Origin of the sequence: Micromonospora palythoicola (assembly GCF_036689795.1) — a bacterium.
Lineage (GTDB): Bacteria > Actinomycetota > Actinomycetes > Mycobacteriales > Micromonosporaceae > Micromonospora > Micromonospora palythoicola.
Genome location: NZ_JBAGKI010000008.1, coordinates 109,202 through 130,332, shown reverse-complemented (window position 1 = coordinate 130,332; position 21,131 = coordinate 109,202). Strand labels below are relative to the sequence as shown.

Genomic DNA, 21,131 nt, shown 5'->3' with positions numbered 1-21,131 from the left:
AACGGCGCGGAGGCGCCCGCAGTACGCGGGCGCCTTTCGTCGTGTCCCGGATCGATCGGGTGCCCGGCTGATCAGCCGGTGCGTGGAGTTGCCGCCGTGACCAGCTGTGCGAACCGTGCACCGGTCGCTGTCCAGGTGTAGCGGGCGGCGTGGGACAGGGCGGCCTCGCCCATCGCCTTTCGCCGGACATCGTCGGCGAGCAGTTCCCGAACGGCCGCCGTGAACTCCCGCTCGTCGTCGACCAGCAGGCCGGTCTCGCTGTCGACCATCGCCTCGGCGACCCCGCCCGCGTACCGGAAGGCCACGGTCGGGGTGCTGCGGGCGGCGGCCTCCACGATGGTCAGGCCCCAGCCCTCCTTGAGTGACGGGGTGAGCGCGAGCCAGGCGGAACAGAGCAGGGCGTGCTTCTCCTCCTCGCTGACGAAGCCGGTGAACCGCACCCGGTCGCTGATGCCGAGGGCGGCGCATCGCTCGCGCAGCGGCTCCTCCCACCACCCCTGCCCGGCGACCACCAGCTCCAACTCGGGCAGCTCCGCGGCGAGTTCGGCGACCGTACGCAGGGCGATCTCGACCCGCTTGTGCGGAACCAGGCGGCCGAGCACCAGCAGCGACGGGTTGCGGGTGCGGGGCAGGGCCGGACCGGTCACCGGTGGGGTTCCGTTGGGTACCACGTCGATCCGTTCGGCGTCGACGCCGAGGGTCGCCAGTTCGGCGCGGGTCGCCTCGGAGACCGTGACGTAGCGGCACCGCCGGTAGAGCCGTACCGCGAGCCAGGATTCGATCCACCAGCCGAGTCGGCTCATCCACGGCCCGAACACCACCGGCCACTGCTCCCGGTGCACGTGGTGGACCAGCGCGATGACCGGCCGCCCGGCGTAGAGCGGCGCGAAGAACGGCACGCCGTTGCAGACGTCGACGATCAGGTCCGGTCGGCCGAGACCTCGCCGACTCAGCGGACCCAGGCCGAACCGGCCGGCGAGGCAGACCAGCGCCGCCCGGAGGTACACGGTCATCCGCGAACCGCGACGCAGCACGCGTACGCCGGACTCGGTGGTCCCGGCCGGTCCGGCATTGTCGTGGGCGGCACAGAGCAGAGTCACCCGGTGGCCGAAGGTGACCAACTGGGCGGCGATCCGCTCGATGTAGACCTCCGAGCCGCCGCCCTCGGGATTGGTGGTGTCTCGCCAGTTGAGGAACAGGACGTGGCGGGAGGGGGTGTCGGTGTTGTCCACGCTGCTCCTACTGGTGAGTAAGTGAGCACGATCGCGCCACCCTAGGGCGGTCCGGCCCGGCTGCGCAATGGGCAGATCTGGCGGCGACGATCCGGTAACGGGTCGTGGACGAGGGGTTTGCCGACGGGCCGAAACCTTGGCAGGGTGTGCAGCGCAACCGCGTGCGATGCCCGGCGTTCGGTGCCCGATGTCGTCGCGGCAGGTGTTGTGACCTGCGGTGGGACATCGTCCGCAGGCGTGACGAGGAGGTGAGGCGGCGGTGGTTGCCGACCGTCCCGCGCCGGCGCGCGTCCTGTCCCGCCGTTCACCGGTGGTGCTGCTCAGTGCCGCCCTCGCGCTGCTGCTCGCCGGCTGGGCGGCGGTGTCGTACATCCGGGCCGATCGGGGCACCCCGACCTGCGTCGAACAGGTCCGGCTCCGAGTGGTGGCCGCTCCGGTGATCGCCCCGGCCCTCGACCGGGTGGCCCGAGCCAACGCCGGAAGCCAACCGTGCGTCTCCGTCGAGGTGCGGGCCCGACCGTCGGTGGCGGTCGCCCGGGAACTCGCCGACGACGGTGACGTGGCCGACGCGTGGCTGCCGGAGTCGACGTTCTGGCTGCGCCGGGCCCGTGCCGCTGGTGCTTTCGAGGTGCCCGGACAGGGCACGTCGGTGGCGAGCACCCCGGTGGTGCTGGCCGTCACCGACCGGATCGCACGACGATCCGGTTGGCCGGACAAGCCGCTGAACTGGGCGTCGCTCCTGGGTACCCGGGCGAAAGCGGTCCAGGTCGGGCTGCCCGATCCGGCGGCCGACCCGGCCGGGGTCGGCGCCCTGCTCGGCGCTCGCGCACTGGCCGACGACAACCGGGACTCGGCCGCGACCGTGGCGGCCACGTTGCGTCGGCTCGCCGAGCGGACCTTCAGCCCGGCCGAGGAAACCAGCTCGTTGACCCCGAACCAGGACCTGCCCGGCCGGGTGAGCGTCGTCGCCGCCAGCGAACAGGCGGTGCTGGAACACAACGCCCTGGCGGCCAGCGGCAAGCTGGTGGCGGCGTACCCGGAGGTCGACGTGCCCTGGCTGGACCTGCCGTACGTGGTGCTGCCCGCCGCGCAGGGGCGGGCCCGTGACGCCGCTGGGGCGTTCCTCGACACGTTGCTGACCGGCGAGGCCCGGGAGGTGTTCGCCGGTTACGGCTTCCGGACCGCGGCCGGGTTCCCACCGGCCATGCCGGAGGACGACCGGCTGCGGGCCGAGGAACGTCGGCCGGTGCCGCTGCCCGCCGAGCAGACGGTCAGCGACGTGCTGACCGGCTGGAGCGGCGTCCAGCGCAGCGCCCGGATCCTCACCCTGTTGGACATCTCCGGTTCGATGGCCGCGCCGGTACCCGCCGGGGGCACCCGACTCGACGCCACGGTGCGGGCCGCTCGGGAGGGGGCGGCGCTGCTGCTGGACAACAGCGAACTCGGCATCTGGGCCTTCTCCACCAAGGTCGACGGCGACCGGGACTACCGCGAGGTCCTGCCGGTACGGCCCCTGGGCGGTCAGCGCAAACGGTTGACCGAGGAGTTGGCCGAGATCCGGGTCAAGCCGCAGGGCGGCACCGGGCTGTACGACAGCACGCTGGCCGCGTACCGCGACGCGCGCCGCAACTGGACGCCGGGCCGGATCAACCTGGTGCTGGTGATGACCGACGGGCGGAACGAGGACGACGACAGCATCGGCCGCGCCGACTTCCTGGCCGAACTCAAGCGGTTGCAGGAACCACGCCGCCCCTTGCCGATCATCTTCATCGGTCTCGGCGCGGACATCGACCCGGAGGAGCTGAAGGCCATCACGAAGGTGACCGGCGGACGGGTCTTCGTCACCGAGCAGCCGGGCGGGATGCGGCGCATCTTCTTCTCGGCCCTGGCCGACCTGAGCTGCCTGCCACCGGAGTGCCGCCGATGAGGAGAATCCCGGCGCGGCTGCGCCGCTCGCCCGGCACGGTGCTGTCGCTGCTGCTGCTCACCGCGATCGCCTTCGGCCAGCGGCCCGGTCAGGTCACCTTCGACACCAAACTCGACCTGGCCGCGAACCCGATCCACTTCATGGCCCGGGCGCTGCACCTGTGGAACCCGGAAGCCACCTCGGGAGAGTTGCAGAACCAGGCGTACGGCTACCTGTTCCCGATGGGGCCGTTCTTCGCCGCCGGGCAGTGGCTGGCGGTACCGCCCTGGATCACGCAGCGGCTGTGGACGACACTGCTGCTGGTCGCCGCCTTCTACGGGCTGCTGCGGCTGGCCCGGGCGCTGCACATCGGCACCGAACCGACGCGGTACGCGGCGGCGCTCGGCTACGCGCTGGCCCCGCGGATCCTCACCGAGGTCGGCGCGCTCTCCTCGGAGACGCTGGCCGCCTCGATGCTGCCCTGGGTGCTGCTGCCGCTGGTGACCGTACGCCGGATCGGTTCTCCGCGCCGGGCGGCGGCGCTCTCCGCCCTGGCCGTGCTCGGCATGGGTGGGATCAACGCGGCGGTGGTGCTGATGGCGCTGCTGTTGCCCGGCGTCTGGTTGCTCACCCGACGGTGGGACGCGCAGCACGTACGGCTGGTCGCCTGGTGGTGCGTCGGGGTCGTCGGGGTCTGCCTGTGGTGGATCGTGCCGCTGCTTCTGCTCGGCCAGTACAGCCTCCCCTTCCTCGACTACATCGAGTCGTCCACCACGACCACCGCGGTGGCCTCCCTGTTCCAGGCGGTACGCGGCACCAACCAGTGGGTCGCGTACATCGTGCAGGGCGAGCCGTGGTGGCCGGCGGGCTGGCTGCTGATCGACCATCCGGTGCTGATGGCGCTGACCGCGGTGGTGGCGCTGATCGGGCTGGCCGGGCTGGCCGGCAACCTGCTGCCGCAGCGACGCTTCCTGGTCACCGGGTTCCTCACCGGGCTGACCCTGCTCACCATCGGCTACGTCGGGGCGGTCGACAGTCCGCTCTCCGGGGTGGTCCGTGATCTGCTGGACGGCCCGCTGGCACCGTTGCGCAACGTGCACAAGCTCGATCCGGTGCTGCGGCTGCCGCTGATGCTCGGTTTCGCGCACGGCGTCGACGCGGTGGCCACCCGGATGCATCACGCCCTGGCCCGCCGTCGGCCCGGGATCCGGCTGCGCCCGCTGGTCTTCGTGCCGGTGCTGCTGCTCGTGCTGGGTGCCGCCGCACCGGCGTGGCTGGGCCTGTTGCGTCCCGGCCCCGGCTGGTCCGACCTGCCGCCGCACTGGCGATCGGCGGCGACCTGGCTGGCCGACCGCGACGCGCTGGCCCGCACGCTGATGGTGCCCGGCTCCGGCTTCGGCCAGTACGACTGGGGACGCACGGTCGACGAGCCGTTGCAGGCGCTGGCCGAGGCGCCGTGGGCGGTCCGCAACCAGATCCCGCTGGGATCGGCGGGCAACACGCGGATGATGGACACCGTCGAGGAGGTACTGGCCAGCGGCCGGGGCTCGGCCGGCCTGGCCGACCTGCTCGCCCGTTCCGGCTTCCGGCACCTGCTGCTGCGGAACGACATCGACCGGACCCAGGTCGACGCGCCGCCGGTGACGGTGCTGCGTCGGGCGCTGGCCGACTCGCCCGGTATCGCCCGGGTGGCCACCTTCGGCACCACCGAGGCGCTGTCCCGGACCCTCGGCAGCCCGGTGGACGACGGTGCCGGCTCCCCGCCGGCGATCGAGGTGTACGAGGTGCGGCGCCCGGTGCCGACGGCCTCGGCGGTGCTGACCGCCGACGTGCCGACGGTCAGCGGTGGTCCGGAGTCACTGCTTCCCCTGCTGGAACAGGGGGTGGTGGAACGGGACCGGCCGGTGGTGCTCGCCGGTGACCGGGCCACGTCTCGGGACGACGCGGTGGGTGACCGGTGGATCGTCACGGACGGCCTACGCCGCCGGGAGCGCGACATCGGTCGGGTCCGGGACAACCTCTCCCAGACGTTGACCGCGAACGAGGCGGGACGGCAGCGCCGGGTCGCCCTCGACGTGCTGCCCTTTCGCGGCGAGCAGCACCAGACGACCGCGACCTACCAGGGCATCCGTGCGGTCACGGCGTCCTCGGCCGCGAGCTTCGTGGACAGCTTCGGCCCGGCCGACCCGTCGCACCTGCCGTTCGCCGCCATCGACGGGGAGCGCGGCACGGCCTGGCACTCCGCACCGCTGGTCGGGCCGGTCGAGCAGTGGCTCCAGGTGGATCTGGACACCCCTCGCCAGGTCGACAGCGTGCGACTCGCGTTCGTGAGCGACCTGGCGGTGGGCTGGCCGGTGCAACGGTTCCGGCTCACCACGGACCGGGGTTCGGTCGATCATGAGGTGGCGCCCACGCTGGGCGGTCACTCGTACTACACGCTGCCCGGCCCCACCAGCCGGATCCGGGTGACGGTGCTGTCGGTGGCCGGCGGCCGCCTCGACGGTGCCGTCGGCATCGAGGAGATGTCCATCCCGGACACCGAACCACGCCGCGCGCTGCGGGCCCCGGCGGATCTGCCGGACGACCTGTCGACGCCGGTCAGTTGGGCGTTCAGCCGTGGGCCGGCGGACCGTCCGGCGTGCTATCCGGCGCAGCAGACCAGCCCGGAGGCGGTGCCCGCCGGTGGCTCCGGTGGGGCGTCCACCCGGCCGGACGGCACGGTGATCCGTTGCGACCGGTTCCTCGCCCGGGTCGGTGAGGAACCACTGGGCCTGGACCGGTTGTTCCGCAACCCGGCCGCCGGCACCTATCGGCTGGAGCTGTCGGCGGTGCCACGGCCGGGTGGTGAACTGACGCTGTCCGGTACGAAGGTGCGGGCGGCTTCGTCGTCCCGGCTGAGCGGCGACCCGGCGGTCGCCGCGTACGCGGCGATCGACGGTGACCCGGGAACGGCCTGGCTGGCCGGCACCGGGGACCTGCGTCCCACCCTGACGCTGAGCTGGTCCGGCGAGCGTCGTGTCGACCGGTTGCGGCTGCGGGGGAGCGAGTTGCCGATCGGATCGCTGCCACGACAGGTGGAGATCCACACGCCCGGCCGCGAGGTGCGGGTGTCGGTCGAGGCCGACGGGACGGTCCGCTTCCCGGCGGTGCGTACCGACCGGCTCGAGATCGTGGTGCGGGAGACCGAGCAGCGCCTGGCGGATCTGCGGGGCAACGGCTGGCCCGCCACAGCCGGCATCGCGGAGGTGGAGATCCCGGCGCTGGCGAGCCTGCTGAGCCCGGTCGACACCGACGCGGTGGTGGTGGAGCGCTGCGGTGACGGGCCGGCCGTCGAGCTGGGCGGTTTCCGGTACGACACCTCGATCTCGGCCAGCCTGGCGGACGTGCTGGCCGGACGGCCGGTGCCGGTCGGCATCTGCGGCGAGGACGGTGCGGTGCTGGACCTGCCGGCGGGCGGGCAGCGGCTGGCCACGTCGCCGTCGGCGGGCTTCGTCGTGCAGGACGCGACGCTGCGGCCGGACGCCGAGGCGCGCCCCGGGCCCCGGCACCGGGAGGTGACGGTGCTCGACTGGGCGGCGACCGACCGTACCGTCCGGGTCGCCGCCGGTGAGCAGGCGTTGCTGGTGGTGCCGGAGAACGCCAACGCCGGCTGGACGGCCACTCTCGACGGAAAGACACTGGCCGGTTCCCGGGTGGACGGGTGGCAGCAGGCCTGGGTGCTGCCGGCCGGCGCCGGTGGTGAGGTCCGGCTCGTCTTCGCCCCCGACCGGGCGTACCGGGGCGGTCTGGCGGCCGGCGCGGTGGCGGTGGCGGGCGTGCTGGTGCTGGCCGTCTGGCCGGTGCGCCGCCGGACGGCGACCGACGGGGACGCGGCGGACGCCATCGCGGCGGAGGCTCCCGCCTGGGTGATCGGGGTGCTGCTGGTGGTGCTGCTCGCCGTGTTGGGCGGGGTGCTTCCGGTGGCCATCGTGCTGGCCGCGATGCTGCTGCGACAGCTGGCGGTACGCGCGCTGCCGGTGGTGGTGCTCGGCGGCCTGACCGTGGCCACCGTGACCGCCGTGGCCGGTCGGTTACAGGGCCACGGACAGGACTGGGCCTACCGGTCGTGGGTGCAGGCGGCGATGCTGGTCGCGATCGGCGCGGTGGTCGCCGCGGTCGTCCCGGTCCCCGGTGTACGCCCCGAGCCGACCATCCCGCATGATGTGACGCCGGGCACGTCCGGTGGGCCGCCGGAGGCGGCTGTCGGCCGGGGTGAGGACGAGGACGGGACGGTGGCGCGGTGACGGCAGCGGACGACCGTACGCGGCGGGCGCAGCGACGCCGATTCGCCTCCCTGCGCCGCTCGGTGGCCCTGTTCCGGGCGTTCCTGGTGGAGCAGACCGATCCCGACCACTTCTACGGCCTACTGGCCGCCGACTCGGTACGTCAGGTGGCCGGCTACACCGAGCTGGCCGGCCGGACGCTGCTCGACGTGGGCGGCGGTCCGGGATACTTCGCGGCCGCCTTCCGCGCTGCCGGTGCCCGCTACCTCGGGCTGGACCCGGACGTCGGGGACTTCTCGGCAGCCGGCGGGTCGGTGACGGGAATGCTGCGGGGCAGCGGCACGGCACTGCCGATCCGTAGCGGAAGCGTGGACGTGGCGTTCTCGTCGAACGTCGTCGAACACGTCGCCGAGCCACCCCGGATGCTGGACGAGATGGTGCGGGTGACCCGGCCCGGCGGGCTCATCTTCGTGTCGTACACCCCCTGGTTGTCGCCGTGGGGTGGCCACGAGACCGCGCCCTGGCACTACCTCGGCGGCAACCGGGCCCGCCGGCGCTACGAGCGGCGGATGGGTCGGCCGCCCAAGAACCGCTACCGGGAGACGCTGTTCCCGGTCTCGATCTCGGACACGCTGCGGTGGGCGCGGGGCAACCGCGACGTCGAGGTGCTGGACGCGTTGCCGCGCTATCACCCGTGGTGGGCACGGTGGGTGATCCGGGTGCCCGGCGTCCGCGAGGTGGCGGCGTGGAACTTCGTGCTCGTACTGCGCAGGGCCGGTGAACGGCAGCCCGGTGCGGTGGAGAAATCAGAGCTGACCGGGGGTCGCGTGGCTATGTGACTTGGTAGTAACCTCGCGGCCATCCCACTGATTGACATCGACGATATTGAGCTCCTCAGGGAGGAAACATGAAGCACCGCGCCGTGGGTGCCGTGCTGTTCGGCGGCGGCGTCCTGCTCCTGGCGCTGGCCGCCGGGCTGGTGTTCGTCGTCAAGCCCGCGATGACCAAACTGCCCTACGACCTCGATTCGTCGACGTCGGTAGCCGAGGCCAAAGGGGCGACGTTCCTGCAGATCACCAACGGCGCGGTCGCCATCAACCAGGGTGACCTGAGGTCGACCGTCCAGGTCACCCCCGAGCGTGCCAAGACCGCCGCGCTCAGCGGTGACCTCGCCGGTGACGCGGTGGTCTGGCGGGTCGGCCAGACCGTCGAGCGGACCGACTCCAAGGAACTGGTCAGTGCGTACGGTGCCGAACTGGCACTGGATCGGGTCTCCGCGGCGGCTGTGGACTGGAACGAGCAGTTCCTCGACGAGAGCGGCACGCCGGAGAAGGTCGCCTTCGCCGGTCAGGTCTACAAGTTCCCGTTCGACTCGGCGCAGGGCAACTACGAGGTCTTCGACCGGGACCTGCGGCAGACCCGGATGGCCGAGTTCAAGGGCACCGAGGAGATCAACGGCGTCGAGGCGTACCGGTACGAGCAGGTCATCACCGACGAGAAGCTGCCGTTGGCCACCGACCGGGTGGGACTGCTGCTCGGTGCGCTCGCCCCCGGCTCCACGTCGGGTGACGTCGTCTACAGCAACACCCGCACGGTCTGGGTGGACCCGGTCACCGGTTCCTACCTCAAGGTCCGGGAGCAGCAGAAGAAGGTGCTCGTGCCGAACACGGGCACCCCGGTGACGCTGCTCGACGCCGACTTCTCCTACAACGAGGAGACGGTGGCGTCCTCGGTGGACCGGGCCAAGGAGAGCCGGAACCAGCTCAACATCCTCGGTGTTTTCGCGCCGCTCGGGCTCGCCGTGCTGGGCCTGGTGCTGATCCTGGTCGGGCTGCTGGTCTCCCGTACCCGTAGGCCGGCCACGGTGGCCCGGCACGCCGCCGCGGACCCGGCGCCGACCCGCGTCGACCAGCCACCGGTGCGGGACGACGCGCGGGAGGGTGGGCCGTTGACCGACGAGATTCCGCCCGCCTCGACCAACTGGAAGTCCGAGGAGTCCACGGTGCCGAGCCAGCGGTCGGCGCAGGGCGAGTCGGAGAAGCAGTAACACCAGAAGTGACGTCGCGGGGGGCGGGCCGTCGGCCCGCCCCCCGCGGACATCGACGCTCGGATGTCCGGCCCGTCACCCGGCAGCCAGCCGATCGCGCAGGTGTCAGAGGCGGGCCAGGGCACGGCGCAGCGGGTCGAGACCGAGCCCGCCGAGGTCGAGCGCCTGTCGATGGAACTCCCGCAGGTCGAAGTCGGCGCCCTTGCGGGCCTTCGCGTCCTCCCGCGCCTGAAGCCAGATCCGTTCGCCCACCTTGTACGACGGCGCCTGCCCCGGCCAACCCAGGTAGCGGTTGAGCTCGAAGCGCAGTATCTCGTCCGGCACCCGGCAGTGCGCCCGCAGGAACTCCCAACCAAGCTCCGGGGTCCACCGCTCGCCCGGGTGGAAGTCGAACGGGTTGTCCTTGGGAATCTCCAGCTCCAGGTGCATGCCGATGTCCACGATCACCCGGGCCGCCCGCAGCGCCTGGCCGTCCAGCATGCCGAGCCGGTTGCCCGGGTCGTCCAGGTAGCCCAGTTCCTCCATCAGCCGCTCGGCGTACAACGCCCAACCCTCGCCGTGTCCGGAGACCCAGCAGAGCAGCCGCTGCCAGCGGTTGAGCAGGTCGGCCCGGACCGCGGTCTGGCCGATCTGGAGGTGATGGCCGGGGACCCCCTCGTGGTAGACGGTGGTCACCTCCCGCCAGGTGGAGAAGTCCGTCAGGCCCTGCGGCACCGCCCACCACATCCGACCCGGGCGGGTGAAGTCCTCGCTCGGGCCGGTGTAGTAGATCGAGCCGTCGCTGGTCGGCGCGATCATGCACTCGATGCGCCGGACCTGCTCGGGGATGTCGAAATGGGTGCCGTGCAGGTCGCTGATCGCCTGGTCGGCCAACTCCTGCATCCAGTCGCGGAAAGCGTCCCGACCCCGGATGGTGCGTGCCGGGTCGGCGTCCAACGTCGCCACGGCCTCGTCGACGGTGGCGCTCGGACCGGCGATCTGGGCGGCCACCGTCCGCATGTCGGCCTCCAGCCGGGCCAACTCGGCGAACCCCCAGGCGTACGTCTCGTCGAGGTCGATCCGGGCACCGAGGAAGTACTGGGAGGCCAGCTCGTAGCGCTCGCGGCCGGCGGCCTGCTTCTCCCGCCCGTGCGGGGCCAGTTCGCTGCGCAGGAACTGGCCGAACTCGGCGGTCGCCGCCGTGGCCGCCGCCGCGCCGCGGCGCAGCTCGGAGCCGAGGGCGCCCTCCTCGCCCAGCCGTTCGACCAGCCCGTGGAAGACGTTGTCACCGTCCGGATCAACCCAGACGTCGCACTGCTTGGCCACCTCGATCAGCTGGGTACGCGAGCTGACCCGCCCGGCGGTCGCCGCCTCGCGCAACGTGGTCTTGTACTCCTCCAACGCGTGCGGGAAGAGGTTCAGCCGGGCGGCCAGGTTGGCCCGTGCCTGCTCCCCGTCGGTGGGCATCAGGTCGAAGACCATCCGGATCTCGTGCAGCCCGCTGGTGATGACGCTGACCTCGCTGGTGGTCTCGCCCGCGTCGTAGAGGTCCAGTTCGAGACCGAGGCGCTCCTGCATCGCCTCGCGCGCGGTGCGCTCGGCCTCCGTCTCCGGCTCGATGGTGCCGAGGGCGGCCAGGGTGCGTCGGGCCAACTCGGCGCGTGCGGCGTACCCGTCCGGTGACAGGTCGTCGAACTTGTCGTCATGGCCGGCGATGCCGACGTAGGTGGCGCCGGTCGGGCTCAGCGCCGCCCACTCGGCGACGTAGCGGTCGGCCAGCTCGTCGATTCTTCCCACGCTGCGCACCCTACGCGAGGCGGGCGTCGAGGTGGTGCCGCCGAACCGGTCAGGGCAGCAGGTCGGCCGGGTCGAAGTCGATCGCGAACGGCTCGTCGGCGCGGAGCCGGTCACCGCTGACCGCCTTGGCGAGCGTGTCGTACCCGCCGAGCTTGCCGAGGGTGAACAGCTCCACCGCGGCGTGCCGCAGCCGGCGCGATATCTCCACCCGCATGAAGTAGGGCACCCCGCCCTCGGCGCAGCGCCTCGGCTTGTCGACGAAGTCCTGCCGGCGGCTGCCGGGGGAGACGAACTCCACGGCCATGGTGCACAGGTGGGCCGGGATCCAGCGATCCTCCTCGTCCGTCTTCGGCAACGCGTGCAGCACGGTGACGTCCGGCTGGATCCACCGCTGCGGCGAGAAGGTGAGGTTCACCTGCCCGAAGACGTAGAAGCCGTGGGCTCTGGCAGCGGCTTTGAGCAGATGGGCGAGTTCGATCTCGCCGTAGCTGTTCGTGCCGACCTCGGCGGGCGTCATGACCAACCTCCCGTCGACGCACTCGTAGCGCGCATCGGGTAGCTCAGGCAACGGGAGGTAGCGGTCGGCGAACTGGGTCGTCCACATCCCGTCGAGATCGACGAGCGGGTCGAAGCGGATCGGCATCGCCATGGTGTTACACCTCCTCGGCCGGTCAACGCTTCACCAATGTATGCGGTTTCTGTGGTGCGCGACACGACGGCCGAAAACCGCAGGACAATGTCGTACCCCGGCGGCAGAGTGTCAGGGGTGACAGGCGACTTCACCCCTGACCGACCGGCGTTGCGGAGCTGGCTGCCCGGCTTCGTCGCCCTTGCCGCGATCTGGGGTTCCAGCTTCCTCTTCATCAAGGTCGGGGTGGCCGAGCTGCACCCGCTGCACCTCACCCTCTACCGGGTCGGCTCCGGCGCGCTGACCCTGCTGGTGGTGCTCGCCGTGCTGCGGGACCGGCTACCGCGCGATCCGCGGGTCTGGGGTCACCTGACGGTGATCGCCGCCTTCGGGGTGGCGCTGCCGTTCACCCTGTTCGGCTACGGCGAGCAGCGGGTCGAGTCGATGCTCGCCGGCATCTGGAACGCGACCACTCCGCTCGTCGTGCTGCCGCTGGCGGTGCTGGTGTTCCGCACCGAGCGGCTGACCGCACGTGGTGCGGTCGGGCTGGGGCTCGGCTTCACCGGGGTGATGGTGGTGCTCGGCGTCTGGCAGGGCGTCGGCGGTGCGCACTTCGTCGGCCAGCTCATGTGCTTCGGTGCCGCCGCCTGCTACGGCCTGGCCATCCCGTACCAGAAGAAGTTCATCGCCGGCAGCACCCTGTCGGGGCTGTCCCTGTCGGCGGCGCAGTTGATCGTCGCGGCGGTGCAGCTCGCGATCGTGGCACCGGTGGTGGCCGGTGCGCCGCCGCTGCCGACCGCGCTGTCGCTGCGGGTGCTCGCGGCCGTGCTGGCGCTGGGCGCGCTCGGCACCGGGCTCGCCTTCGTGATCCATCTGCGGAACATCCGGATCGTGGGCGCGACCACCGCCTCCACCGTGACGTACCTGATTCCGGTGTTCGCGGTGCTCATCGGTGCCGTCGTGCTCGACGAGCGGCTCACCTGGCACCAGCCGGTCGGGGCGCTGATCGTGCTGCTCGGCGTGGCCGTGTCGCAGGGCCTGCTCGGCCCTCGGCGTCGCCGGGTCGCGCCGGGCGCGGGCACCCCGACGGCACCCGTCGCCGAACCGGCGAACCGCTGACCGGACGCGAGCGGGCCGGGCGGTCCGCTACCCGCTAGGCGCGGGTCCAGGCGACCAGTTCATCGGCCGTCCACGTGTTGACCACGCGGTCGGCGGGGACTCCGCACCGGGCGGCCCGCTCGCAGCCGAAGCGCTGCCAGTCCAACTGGCCCGGAGCGTGCGCGTCGGTGCTGATGGCGAACCGGCAACCGGCCTCCAGCGCCCGCCGGATCAACCGTTTCGGCGGATCCTGCCGTTCCGGACGTGAGTTGATCTCCACGGCGGTGTCGTGTGCCACGCAGGCGGCGAAGACGGCGTCGGCGTCGAAGTCGCTCTCGGCCCGGGTCCGGGCGCGGTGCCCCCGGTCGCCCGGCCCGGTCACTCCGGCCGGACGCGACGAGACCATCCGGCCCGTGCAGTGGCCGAGGATGTCCAGGTGCGGATTGGCGACGGCGGTCAGCATCCGGCGGGTCATCTTCGCCCGGTCGTCGTTCAGCCCGCTGTGCACCGACCCGACCACCACGTCCAGCCGGGCCAGCAACTCCTCGTCCTGGTCGAGCGAACCGTCGGCGAGGATGTCGACCTCGATGCCGGTGAGGATGCGGAACCCCTCCGGCAGCGCCTCGTTGAGCCGGGCCACGTGGTCGAGCTGGCGGCGGAGCCGGTCCGCGGTGAGTCCCCGGGCCACCTTCAGCCGGGGCGAATGGTCGGTCAGCACCAGATACTCGTGGCCCAGCTCCACGGCGGCCAGCGCCATCTCCTCGATCGGTGACCCACCGTCGGACCAGTCGGAGTGGGTGTGGCAGTCGCCGCGCAGAGCGGTACGCAGGGCGGTGGCCTCGGCGTCCAGGTCGGTGCCCTCGGTGGCGACGAGCCGGCGCAGGTAGACCGGCTCCTCCCCGGCCACCGACTCGGCCACGCAACGGGCGGTGACGTCGCCGACCCCGGCCAGCTCGGTGAGCTTGCCGGTCCGGGCCCGCTCGGCCACCTCCTCGGCCGGCAGCGCGGCCAGCGCCTTCGCCGCCGACCGGAAGGCGCGTACCCGGTAGGTGGCCTCGTTCGCCCGCTCCAGCAGGAAGGCGATCCGACGCAGGTCGGCGATGGGATCCCGCTGCTGGTTCGCTCGCTGGGGCTCGCTCATGTCCTGCAACCTACGCGGCCGCGCCGCCGGTCGCGGGACGACCGGCGGCGCGGGGTGGATCAGGGTGCGGGATCAGGCGTACGGCAGCCGCACCAGGGAGCGGTCGCCGACACCTAGGGTGGTGGAGTTGTTGCCGATGGCGGACCACACCTCCACCCGGACGGTGCCGCTGCGCAGGTTGCCGAGGGAACCGCTGCTGGAGTGCAGCCCGGCGGCCTGGGTGTAGTGCTCCCAGCCCGGCACCGGGTCGGTGGCGAAGTAGCGGTACGTCTCCACCCGCTCCCAGCTGCCGTCACCGGTCAGGTCGTACGAGACGCGGGCCTGCACCCCGTTGCCGACCGCCGTACCGGCGTCCAGGAACAGGTCGAACGCGGTCTGCCCGCCGGTGTGGTCGAGGTTGAGCCCGGTCGCGGTGAACACCACCGGGTTGCGTGGCGTGCCGTCGTGGTTCGCGCCACCGGCGCTGCCCACGGTGGTGGTGCCGGCGCTGCCGGAGGCACCCAGACCGCCACCGGACAGCAGGTAGCGCACCGGTGAGCCGGACGGCGGGGCGGTCGGCGTCGGCGTGGGAGTGGGCGTCGGGCTCGGGGTCGGGGTGGACGTGGGCGTCGGCGTCGGGCTCGGTGGCGTACCCCCGCCGCCACTGCCTCCGCTCCAGGTGTGCGCCCCACTCGTGGTGGTGCGCCCGGCCGCCACGGTCAGCTGCGTGCCGTCGGAGAACCGTACGGTCAGCGGCGAACCGGAGATGTTGCTGGCGACGTACGTCCGGGCGCCGTTGCGGTTGAACACGGCGGCCAGCGGGTGGTCGGCGGTGATCCCGGTGTCGATCCGGCCGAGAGCCGCCAGGTTGCGGACCCAGTGGAAGGTGTGCGCCCGGCTCTCGCCCTCCTCCGGGGTGTAGCCGGGGTTGGCCCGCAGCTTGGCCAGCGCCGCGTCGGCGTCACCGAGGGCGAGGAACTGCCAGTGGATGTCCTGCCACACGGTCGGCTCGCCGCCGTTGTTGCGGACCAGTTCGGCGTACTTCACCGAGTTGTAGTTCGGGTGCTGGCCCAGGTAGAGGTGCCCGCCGGTGATCGGCAGCAGGTTGATGCCCTGGATCATCTCGGGCTCGGCACTGAACCAGGTGGCGTACGCGCCGCCGTCACCCCAGACCATGCCCACGTTGGAGTGTCCGAACTCGGTGGGGAAGTTCTCGCCGGTGACGTCGAACCAGTACTCGTGGATCGCCGCGGCCTGGGTGGTGTAGAGGTAGATGCCGGCGTCGCGTACCGCGGTGTTGCCGGTGACCTGCCCCCATTGGATCAGGGCGTTGGCGAAGTTCATCCCCTCCGACGACGACTCCTGGTTGTTGCCGCTGGCGAACGCGCCGTGCCCGGAGGCCCAGTCGTGCCCGGCGTAGATGTCGAAGTCGCGCAGGTACGGGAAGCGGGTGTCCGACCGGTCGTAGTTGTTCGCGTCCCGGATGAGCAGGTCGATCATGCCGCCGTACTGGTCCTGCCGGGCCCAGTTCGGGTCGAACTTGGCCAGCGTGGCGGCGGCGGCGATGTAGTAGCCGTAGTGGAAGTGGTGGTCGTTGAGTTCCTGGTCGGAGCCGTACGACGCCGGGTAGCCGATGAGCGTCCCCCACCGCTGGTCGTAGTAGAACAGCCGCTGGGTCTCGCCGGACGAGGCGGTGAGCCAGTCGTTGAGGGTGGCGCGGATGGCGTTCAGCGCCGAGGTGCGGGTCTCGGTGTCCCCGACCAGGTCGGCGATCTCGGCGATGCGGGCCGCCCGGCCGAGCCCCTTGCCGGTCCAGTAGGTGTCGTTGCCGCGCTGGTCCATCGGGTTGGCCCGGACGGCGGCCAGGTGCTGCCGCAGCGTGGTCAGGTCGGCGCCTCCTCCGGTGGCGACGGCGGGCAGCTCGGGCAGCACCCCGTTGAACCGCATCGAGGTGCGGAACTCCCCGACCCCGGTGACCACCTTCATCCGGCCCCGGGCGGACGGGTAGGTCGGTGTGATCGGGGTGGCCCCGGTCAGTGCCCGCCACTGGTGCGGGTACATGCTGACCACGGTCCGCGTTTCGGTGCCCTCGCGGGGCGTGGTGGTGAAGGTGTACCGGGTCTCCACCCGGCTGGTCGCCGCGTTGTAGCTGTAGCTGACCCGGGTGCCGGTGACGTGGGCATGCGCGTACTGGCCGTAGGTGTTGGCGAGCTGGGTGCGGGCGGTGCCGCCACCGGTGGCCGGGAGCAGCGCCACGCTGAAGTAGCCGCGCCCGGCGAGGTTTGAGCTGATCCGGCTGCCGCTGACGGTCCAGGTCGCGCCGGTCGGCGCGTACGCCACGTAGTCGTGGCCGCGCACGGTGAAGCCGATGCTGCTGCCGTTGTTGGACCAGACCGTGGGGCTGCCGCCGGTCGCGTTGATCACCGCGTCGCCGCCGGTGGTCCGGAAGTACGCGAGCGGCAACCCGTGGCCGATGGTGGCGCGCATCGTCCGCGCCCCGTCGCTCCAGTACGGGGTGACCGTCCAGTCCGTCCAACCGTCCACCAGCGCGTTGGGGGCGGCCAGTCCGGCCACGCCGACCCGGATGTCCTCGACGTACGGGTACTTGAACTCGCCGACCCCGGTGGCGGTGCCGGAGATGGCGGGGGTCGAGGTGGCGGAGAAGCCCAGCCCGTCGGTGACGGGTTGGTAGGACACCGGATGGGCGTGCAGGGGCTCGCTGAAGGTGCAGTTCAGCCGCTTCCACAGCAGCGACGACCACCAGTCGTTGGTGGGTACGGCCCCCGATGGCGCGGCGGCGGTGACGTACTGCCGGGGGTTGCTGGCGATGGTGCCGCAGCCGCCGGGGAGCGGGCCGACCGCGGTGGTGGTGTAGCTGCCGGCACCGACCGGCGCGGCCTGCGCCGCGGAGCCGGCGATGACGGCCAGCCCGCCGAGGACCAGGGTCGCGGCGGCGGTGGCGGCCAGGATTCGGTGGTGGGGGCGGCGTGGGACGGGAGGTCTCATCTTTCCTCCAACGCGTGCCGGCCCGGCCGCGCCGGTCGGCGCACGCTTCGTCGGTATTGTGAACGTTAGTGACCTGAGAGAGCGCTCTCTCCAGTTATGCCGGACGGTAGTTCACCAGCGAGACCTGCGTCAATGTTTCGGACTGATGAAACGCGGATGACGGCGGATCAGCGCGTCGGCGGCTTCCTCGGACAGCCGTGCTTGCGATGCCACTCGGCCACCTCGGCCGCTGGCTCCCGGTTGCCGCCCTTGCGCCACGAGTCGAGGTACGGCGCGGGCCAGACCACACCCCGGCGGATCCACCAGCCGTCCTCGCCCAGGCACGGCGGGGAGATACCGAAGTGCAGATGGCAGACGTTGTTGGCGTTGCCGGTGCGGCCCACCGTGCCGAGCCGCTGGCCGGCCCGTACCCACACCCCGGCGTCGACGCCTTCGGCGATCTCGGTCAGGTGCGAGCCGTAGTAACGCACCCCGTCGTCACCGATGACCGACACGGACAGGCCACCGTTGTACGGCCCCTGCGGACCGCTCTTCCGGTACCGGTCACGCCGGCTGACCTCACCGATCGTGCCGTCGGTGACCGCGACTACCGGCTCACCGCAGTCGGCGAAGATGTCCGTCCCCGGGTACGCCGAGTGGGTCGGGTGATACGACACCTTCTCGGCGCGTACCGGAAAGACGTGGGGCAGGCCCGCGCGCGGTGCCGCCGGCTGGTCCGGACGATCGGGCGCCGCGCTGGTCGCGCCGGTGGTCGCCACGGCCGTCGGGCTCACCCCGGCCGTCGGACTCAGCCCGGCGGTCGGGCTCGACCCGGCGGTCGGGCTGACCAGTGCGGTCGGGCCGGCGCCCGTCGGTGCGTCGGGCGGCGCACCGCAGCCGCTCGCCGCGAGCACCGGCGCGAGCAGCAACAGGGCGTACGCGCGCCGGCGTCCGGTCGTCAGCGGAACCATCCGGCCATCCTGACAGACTCGGTACGGTGGTGGGCACAGCGTCCGTGCGTGCGGAGGAGTGGGTACCGGTGTTGCCGTACAACCCGTCGGGCCTCTTTCCCACCGGACGGCCACCACGCCCGACCTACCGGGAGCCGAATCCGGTCGGCGGCGGCGGCGTCGCCGCGGGTGCGTTCGGAACCCTGGCCTGGCTGGTCCTCTTCGGCCTGCTCGGTGGCAGCCTCGTCGGGTACGTCTGGTGGACCCTGCTCGCCGGCGCGCTGGCCTGGCTCACGGCCCTGGTGATGGCCGGGTACGGCGACCGGGGAGTGGCGGCCGGCATCGCGATCGTCACCGCCGGAGGCTGGAGCATCGCCACCGCCGCGGTCGTCACCCGCTGGATGAGCAGCGGCGACTGGCCACTCTGGTGAGCACCTCCGGCGGCGACTGCGCTGCGTCGTCGCGCGGACACCGAAACCCGTCTTGACTTCGATGGCCACGACTCGGCACTCTCCCGGTATGGCCTGGACCACTCCGCGGCTGGATCCCGATCGCAGCCGCCGCCGCCTTCAGCTCCTGGCGCAGTTGGCGGACGCGCGCGCGGTACGCGAACGCGAACGGCCACAGCGCGCCCGCACCGCGCAGCTCCGCCAACTGATCGCCACCCGTCGGCGGCTCGCCGGCTGAGCGGCTCCGAAGATCCTTCCCCAGGAATGACCGGCCCTTCGGGGCGTTGACCGGTCGCCTGCCGACCCGACCGGCTAACGTGCACGCGTAACGGATCGGCGAGTGCTGTGCCGAGGCAACTTGGGGGAACCGTGTCGTACTTCGCTGCGGCCGTCGTGCGCGAGAAGGGCGGCTGGACCGCCGCCGAGCTCAGTCTGCGGGGTGCCGCCGACGTCGATGAGGTCGCCGAGCGGCTCCGCGACGTCGCCCCGGACGCGGACCTGTCGCTGCTGTTCGTCGAGGCGGACGACACCTATCTGGTGATCCTGCGCCTCGACGAGGGTGAGGACCTGCGGGTCTTCGGCTCCGACTCGGCGTACGCGGAGGAATCCCGGCTGGGTGCCCTGCTGGTCGGTGACCTGAAGACGTCGGTGACCGGGCTCGACGAGCCCGAAGAGGCGCGTCCGGCCGCCACCGGCGGTGACGAGGACAGCGAGCAGCCGGCCGTCGACCCGGAGGCGGACCCGGTCGGCGAGGCGGACCTCCTGACCGACCTGGGCGTCCCCGCGCAACGGCTGCTCGCGCTCTGCGCCCACGAGGGAATGATGCCGGCCGACGTCACCGCCGAGATCTGCCAGGTCCTGGGCTGCGTCGACGACGTCGAGGAACTGCGTGAGGTCTGAGCCCTCCGACGTCACCGATCCGGCGCTGGAGACGGTCCGGCCGGGGCAACCCACCCCCGGGTCGGTCGGCCGGCGCGGGCCGGGAGCGGACGAGGGCCTGGCCGACCCGACCGGCACCGGCCGGCGGCAGCGCCACGAACTCTGGATGCGCCGCGCCCTCGAAGTCGCGGTCACCGGGGATGTCGCGCCCTCGGGCGGCGGTGCGGCCGGCGCGGTGGTCGGTGACGCCGTGGCGGGTGAGCCCGGCCAGTCCGGCGACGTGCCGGTGGGCGCGGTGATCTACGGGCCGGACGGCCGTGAGCTGGCGACCGGTCGCAACGAACGCGAACTGACCGGCGACCCGACCGCGCACGCCGAGGTGCTCGCGTTGCGCCGGGCGGCCGAGCGGCTGGGACACTGGCGGCTGGACGGCTGCACCCTCGTGGTGACCCTCGAGCCCTGCACGATGTGCGCCGGCGCATCGGTGCTGGCCCGGGTCTCGACAGTGGTCTTCGGTGCCTGGGAACCCAAGACCGGCGCCGCCGGTTCCCTCTGGGACGTGCTGCGCGACCGCCGGCTCAACCACCGGCCGGAGGTGTACGGCGGCATCCTGGAAGCCGAGACCGCCGCCGTCCTGCGCGCCTTCTTCCGCTGACGCCGAGGGTCAGGAGCGGAGCAGCGTGCTGGCGACCGCCCGGGCGGTGTCGGTCCACGGGGCCGGCCGCAGGGTCGCCGGGTCGAGGCGGACGACCGTGCGATGTCCTTCCGCGTACGTCGTGGTGCCGTCGAGCGAATGGAAGCGGAAGGCGTACCGGGCGCTGCTGGTGCCGAGGTGCTCCAGCCAGAAGTGCACGGCGACCGGGCCGGTGCCGGTGACGGGCGCGAGGTAGCTGATGGTGAACTCGCGTACCGCGTGGAACACGTCGGGTGTGCTGGCCCGTCCGGCCTGGTAGGCGACGCCACGGTCGGACCAGTACGCGGTCAGCGCCCGTTCCAGCAGCAGCGCGTACCGGGCGTTGTGCAGGATGCCGAGCGCGTCGAGGTCGTCGAAGTGGACCATGGCGGGCTCGACGTGGCCGTACTCGACGGCCGGCTGTTCGGCGACTGCGTTGCTCATGACGGGCCTTCCGGTAGCAGGGCGGGATCGGGGCAGAGCGCCCGCAGGCGGCCCAGCACGCCGTGGCGGGCGTGCCGGTAGGTGACCTCGGGGTCGAGCAGGCGGGAGCGCATGGCGGCGGCGATGCCGTAGGCGTCGATCTCGTACGCCAGCAGCGCGACATCCGTGTCGGCGGGCAACTCGCCCAGCTCGACCGCCTCGGCGACGAGCCGTTCCAGGAACGCCGTCCAGGCGGCGATGACCTCGGCGAGGCGGTCCCGGACCGCGCCGGGCCGGGCATTGAACTCGAACTCAGTGGTGGCGAAGAAGCAGCCGCCGGGCAGCACCCGGCCGGCGTAGAAGACGATCCGGGCCTCGTGCAGGGCGTGGATCCGGCGTACGCCCCGGGGGGCGCGCAGCGCCGGGCCGATGATCTGTTCCTGCCACTGGGCGACGGCCCGGTCGATGGTGGCGAGCTGCAACTCCTCCTTCGATCGCCAGTGCGCGAAGAGGCCGGACTTGCTGACTCCGAGCGACTCGGCGAGATGCCCGAGCGAGAGCCCGTCGAGACCGCTCGCGGAGGCCAGGCTGACGGCGGCGTCCAGCACGGCGGTGCGGGTGCGCTGCCCCCGGGCGAGGCGGCCGTCGACGGTCATGCGGCGAGACTACTAAAAAGAACGACCGGTCGTATACATTTATCGAG

At 72.2% G+C, this 21,131-nt stretch carries 17 protein-coding genes; 9 read left to right on the top strand and 8 right to left on the bottom strand.

Features of this window, described 5'->3' with window-relative positions:
• Positions 1-71: 71 nt before the first annotated feature.
• Positions 72-1,232 carry a glycosyltransferase family 4 protein gene (locus tag V5O40_RS06085; RefSeq protein ID WP_332904536.1) on the bottom strand — a complete coding sequence of 387 codons (1,161 nt, stop codon included), beginning with the start codon at positions 1,230-1,232 and terminating at the stop codon, positions 72-74.
• A 259-nt stretch (positions 1,233-1,491) separates the two neighbouring features.
• On the opposite strand from V5O40_RS06085, the gene V5O40_RS06080 reads away from it, so the two are divergent.
• The 4 genes from V5O40_RS06080 to V5O40_RS06065 all read left to right on the top strand — a co-directional run bounded on the left by V5O40_RS06080 (position 1,492) and on the right by V5O40_RS06065 (position 9,447).
• The gene (locus tag V5O40_RS06080; protein ID WP_332904535.1) at positions 1,492-3,159 is read left to right on the top strand and encodes a substrate-binding and VWA domain-containing protein; all 1,668 of its coding nucleotides are present in this window, start codon (positions 1,492-1,494) and stop codon (positions 3,157-3,159) included.
• Positions 3,156-7,421 carry an alpha-(1->3)-arabinofuranosyltransferase gene (locus V5O40_RS06075; RefSeq protein WP_332904534.1) on the top strand — a complete coding sequence of 1,422 codons (4,266 nt, stop codon included), beginning with the start codon at positions 3,156-3,158 and terminating at the stop codon, positions 7,419-7,421. The genes V5O40_RS06080 and V5O40_RS06075 overlap by 4 nt, the downstream gene beginning before the upstream one ends.
• Positions 7,418-8,239 carry a class I SAM-dependent methyltransferase gene (locus V5O40_RS06070; RefSeq protein ID WP_332904533.1) on the top strand — a complete coding sequence of 274 codons (822 nt, stop codon included), beginning with the start codon at positions 7,418-7,420 and terminating at the stop codon, positions 8,237-8,239. Before V5O40_RS06075 ends, V5O40_RS06070 begins: the two co-directional genes overlap by 4 nt.
• 68 nt (positions 8,240-8,307) lie before the next feature.
• Positions 8,308-9,447: a DUF3068 domain-containing protein gene (locus V5O40_RS06065; RefSeq protein ID WP_332904532.1), complete on the top strand. Its 1,140-nt coding sequence runs from the start codon at positions 8,308-8,310 to the stop codon at positions 9,445-9,447.
• Positions 9,448-9,552: 105 nt separating this feature from the next.
• Here the strand turns inward: V5O40_RS06065 and V5O40_RS06060 are convergent, their stop codons facing one another.
• Positions 9,553-11,223, bottom strand: a complete 1,671-nt coding sequence (locus V5O40_RS06060; RefSeq protein ID WP_332904531.1) for a DUF885 domain-containing protein — start codon at positions 11,221-11,223, stop codon at positions 9,553-9,555.
• A 49-nt stretch (positions 11,224-11,272) separates the two neighbouring features.
• Positions 11,273-11,872, bottom strand: coding sequence for a Uma2 family endonuclease (locus tag V5O40_RS06055; RefSeq protein WP_332904530.1), 600 nt, complete (start codon positions 11,870-11,872; stop codon positions 11,273-11,275).
• An 87-nt stretch (positions 11,873-11,959) separates the two neighbouring features.
• Here V5O40_RS06055 and V5O40_RS06050 point away from each other — a divergent pair, with 87 nt between their 5' ends.
• Complete coding sequence (locus tag V5O40_RS06050) at positions 11,960-12,970, top strand: DMT family transporter (RefSeq protein ID WP_408631832.1); 1,011 nt, start codon at positions 11,960-11,962, stop codon at positions 12,968-12,970.
• A gap of 34 nt (positions 12,971-13,004) precedes the next feature.
• On the opposite strand, the gene V5O40_RS06045 is transcribed toward V5O40_RS06050, so the two are convergent.
• The 3 genes from V5O40_RS06045 to V5O40_RS06035 form a co-directional block, all read right to left on the bottom strand.
• The gene (locus V5O40_RS06045; RefSeq protein ID WP_332904528.1) at positions 13,005-14,090 is read right to left on the bottom strand and encodes a PHP domain-containing protein; all 1,086 of its coding nucleotides are present in this window, start codon (positions 14,088-14,090) and stop codon (positions 13,005-13,007) included.
• Between the two features lie 72 nt (positions 14,091-14,162).
• Positions 14,163-17,075 carry a glycosyl hydrolase gene (locus tag V5O40_RS06040; protein ID WP_332904527.1) on the bottom strand — a complete coding sequence of 971 codons (2,913 nt, stop codon included), beginning with the start codon at positions 17,073-17,075 and terminating at the stop codon, positions 14,163-14,165.
• Between the two features lie 167 nt (positions 17,076-17,242).
• Entirely contained in the window at positions 17,243-18,025 is a 783-nt protein-coding gene (locus V5O40_RS06035; RefSeq protein WP_332904526.1) for a M23 family metallopeptidase, read from the bottom strand.
• A 29-nt stretch (positions 18,026-18,054) separates the two neighbouring features.
• On the opposite strand from V5O40_RS06035, the gene V5O40_RS06030 reads away from it, so the two are divergent.
• The 4 genes from V5O40_RS06030 to V5O40_RS06015 all read left to right on the top strand — a co-directional run bounded on the left by V5O40_RS06030 (position 18,055) and on the right by V5O40_RS06015 (position 19,987).
• Entirely contained in the window at positions 18,055-18,435 is a 381-nt protein-coding gene (locus V5O40_RS06030) for a hypothetical protein (RefSeq protein ID WP_332904550.1), read from the top strand.
• An 88-nt stretch (positions 18,436-18,523) separates the two neighbouring features.
• The gene (locus V5O40_RS06025; RefSeq protein ID WP_170863604.1) at positions 18,524-18,691 is read left to right on the top strand and encodes a hypothetical protein; all 168 of its coding nucleotides are present in this window, start codon (positions 18,524-18,526) and stop codon (positions 18,689-18,691) included.
• Between the two features lie 131 nt (positions 18,692-18,822).
• Complete coding sequence (locus tag V5O40_RS06020; RefSeq protein WP_332904525.1) at positions 18,823-19,353, top strand: tRNA adenosine deaminase-associated protein; 531 nt, start codon at positions 18,823-18,825, stop codon at positions 19,351-19,353.
• 145 nt (positions 19,354-19,498) lie between these two features.
• Positions 19,499-19,987, top strand: coding sequence for a nucleoside deaminase (locus tag V5O40_RS06015; RefSeq protein WP_332904549.1), 489 nt, complete (start codon positions 19,499-19,501; stop codon positions 19,985-19,987).
• 9 nt (positions 19,988-19,996) lie between these two features.
• Here V5O40_RS06015 and V5O40_RS06010 read toward each other — a convergent pair whose 3' ends face one another.
• Both V5O40_RS06010 and V5O40_RS06005 read right to left on the bottom strand, forming a co-directional pair.
• On the bottom strand, positions 19,997-20,449 hold the full coding sequence (locus V5O40_RS06010; RefSeq protein ID WP_269738641.1) for an acyl-CoA thioesterase: 453 nt from the start codon (positions 20,447-20,449) through the stop codon (positions 19,997-19,999).
• Positions 20,446-21,084 (bottom strand): TetR/AcrR family transcriptional regulator, encoded by a 639-nt coding sequence (locus V5O40_RS06005; protein WP_332904524.1) that lies wholly within the window; start codon positions 21,082-21,084, stop codon positions 20,446-20,448. The genes V5O40_RS06010 and V5O40_RS06005 overlap by 4 nt, the downstream gene beginning before the upstream one ends.
• Positions 21,085-21,131: the final 47 nt, after the last annotated feature.

What these genes read in the sequence shown, in the direction of transcription:
- V5O40_RS06010 (WP_269738641.1), bottom strand. Translation starts at nt 20,449, where the DNA reads ATGAGCAACGCAGTCGCCGAACAGCCGGCCGTCGAGTACGGCCACGTC.
- V5O40_RS06035 (WP_332904526.1), bottom strand. Translation starts at nt 18,025, where the DNA reads ATGGTTCCGCTGACGACCGGACGCCGGCGCGCGTACGCCCTGTTGCTG.
- V5O40_RS06005 (WP_332904524.1), bottom strand. Translation starts at nt 21,084, where the DNA reads ATGACCGTCGACGGCCGCCTCGCCCGGGGGCAGCGCACCCGCACCGCC.
- V5O40_RS06055 (WP_332904530.1), bottom strand. Translation starts at nt 11,872, where the DNA reads ATGGCGATGCCGATCCGCTTCGACCCGCTCGTCGATCTCGACGGGATG.
- V5O40_RS06040 (WP_332904527.1), bottom strand. Translation starts at nt 17,075, where the DNA reads ATGAGACCTCCCGTCCCACGCCGCCCCCACCACCGAATCCTGGCCGCC.
- V5O40_RS06015 (WP_332904549.1), top strand. Translation starts at nt 19,499, where the DNA reads ATGCGCCGCGCCCTCGAAGTCGCGGTCACCGGGGATGTCGCGCCCTCG.
- V5O40_RS06045 (WP_332904528.1), bottom strand. Translation starts at nt 14,090, where the DNA reads ATGAGCGAGCCCCAGCGAGCGAACCAGCAGCGGGATCCCATCGCCGAC.
- V5O40_RS06065 (WP_332904532.1), top strand. Translation starts at nt 8,308, where the DNA reads ATGAAGCACCGCGCCGTGGGTGCCGTGCTGTTCGGCGGCGGCGTCCTG.
- V5O40_RS06025 (WP_170863604.1), top strand. Translation starts at nt 18,524, where the DNA reads ATGGCCTGGACCACTCCGCGGCTGGATCCCGATCGCAGCCGCCGCCGC.
- V5O40_RS06075 (WP_332904534.1), top strand. Translation starts at nt 3,156, where the DNA reads ATGAGGAGAATCCCGGCGCGGCTGCGCCGCTCGCCCGGCACGGTGCTG.
- V5O40_RS06050 (WP_408631832.1), top strand. Translation starts at nt 11,960, where the DNA reads ATGTCGTACCCCGGCGGCAGAGTGTCAGGGGTGACAGGCGACTTCACC.